The 1880-nt window shown below is 68.7% G+C and carries 2 protein-coding genes; both read right to left on the reverse strand.

Annotated elements, in window-relative coordinates; translation table 11 throughout:
• A partial coding sequence (locus AC01Y6_RS10285) for an SDR family NAD(P)-dependent oxidoreductase (protein WP_476671420.1) occupies positions 1 to 373 on the reverse strand: 373 nt, incomplete at its 3' end.
• Positions 373 to 1880: long-chain fatty acid--CoA ligase (locus AC01Y6_RS10290; RefSeq protein ID WP_476671422.1), on the reverse strand; the 1508-nt coding region annotated here is incomplete at its 5' end. The genes AC01Y6_RS10290 and AC01Y6_RS10285, both read right to left, overlap by 1 nt.

Below are 1880 nucleotides of genomic sequence, written 5' to 3' on the forward strand. Positions count from 1 at the left end.
GCACGAAGGCCTTCAGGAGACGCCCCCCCGTGTCCGTCAGAATCTGGCGCTTTCTCCCCTTGACCTTTTTCGCCCCGGGGTATGCGGGAGGTGCAAGTTTTGAGTTCACCAGGATGGTGAGGGGGCCAAGCTTCTCCTCCACCTCCTGGGCGATGGCCTCTAGGCGGGCCTCGTCCCGCACGTCCCCCTCGAGGTAAAGGACATTCTCGCCCAGGGCCTTGCGGGCCTCCTCAAAGAAGCTCGCCCGCCGCGCCATCACCGCCACCCTGGCCCCCGCCTCCTTCAGGGCAAGGGCGGCCTCGAGGCCGAGCCCCCGGGACCCCCCGGTCACCAGGGCGGCCTTCCCGTCCAGGCGAAACATTTCCAAGAACATTAGGCGTCTCCGTAAAGGTCCCTGTACTGCTCCCTCAGGGCCCGCTTGAGGAACTTGCCCGCGCTCGTCCTCGGGATCTCCTCCACGAAGACGTAGGCGTCGGGGAGCTGCCACTTGGCGAAGCCCGCCTGGAGGAGGTACTCGCCTAGCTCCTCCGGGGTGGGCCTCTCCCCCCGCGGCACCACCACCGCCAGGGGCCGCTCCTGCCACTTGGGGTGCGGGATGGCCACCACCGCCGCCTCCTTCACCTTGGGGTGGCCCATGAGGGCGTTCTCCAGGTCCACGCTGGAGATCCACTCCCCGCCCGACTTGATCAGGTCCTTGAGCCGGTCCTTGATTTCTACGTAGCCTTCCTCGTCCCAGGCGGCGATGTCCCCGGTGCGGAAGAAGCCGTCTTGGGTGAGGGCGCTCCGCGTGGCCTCCTCGTTCTTGTAGTAGCCCCCGGTGATCCAGGGCCCCTTGAGCTGGACCTCCCCCAGGGCCTTCCCGTCCTTGGGCACGGGGCGGCCCTCCTCGTCCGCCACCTTAAGGCGCACCAGGGGGATGGGAAGGCCGGTCTTGGCCTTGAAGGCGATGCGGGCCTCGGGGGTGAGGTCCCTCTCCAGGTAGCTCTTGATGAAGTTCAGCACCACCACCGGCGAGGTCTCGGTGAGGCCGTAGCCCTGGCGCACCTCAATCCCCATCCGCTCAAAGCGCTCAATGAGGCTTCTCGGCGCGGCCGAACCCCCCACCACCAGGCGCTTCAGGGTCTTCAGGCGGTGGCCGGTGCTTTCCAGGTAATCCGCGAGGGCGAGCCACACCGTGGGCACCCCGGCGGTGAAGGTCACCCCCTCCCCGTCAAAAAGCTCCACCAAGGAGGCGGGGTCCAGCCTCGGCCCGGGCAGGACCTGCTTGGCCCCCACCAGGGTGGCGGCGTAGGGGAGGCACCAGGCGTTCACGTGGAACATGGGGACCACGGGGAGGACGGTATCCTTTTCCGCGAGGCCGGTGACGTCCGGCAGGAGGGAGGCCAGGGAGTGGAGGACCAGGGCCCGGTGGCTGTAGACCACCCCCTTGGGGAGGCCCGTGGTCCCCGTGGTGTAGGCCATGCCGCAGGCGGCCTTTTCCGGCACCCGCACGGGGTCCGCCTCCTCCCCCAGGACCTCCTCGTAGGCCAGGTAGCCCTCCGGGGCCTTCCCGTCCATGACCACGAAGTGCCGCACCGTCTTGAGCTCGCCCCTTATGGCCTCCACCAGGGGGAGGAGCTGGGGGTCCAGGAGGAGGACCTTGTCCTCGGCGTGGTTCAGGATGTAGGCGATCTCCTTGGGGGAGAGGCGGGGGTTGGCGGTGTGGAGGACCGCCCCCATGCCGGGGACGGCGAAGTAGGCCTCGAGGTGGCGGAAGTGGTTGAAGCCCAGGGTGGCCACCCGGTCCCCTACCCCCACCCCGAGAGCCCTGAGGCCCCCCATGAGCCTCCTCGCCCGGCGGTAGACCTCGGCGTAGGTGGTGCGGTGGATCTCCCCGGTGT

The organism is Thermus sp., from assembly GCF_056332225.1.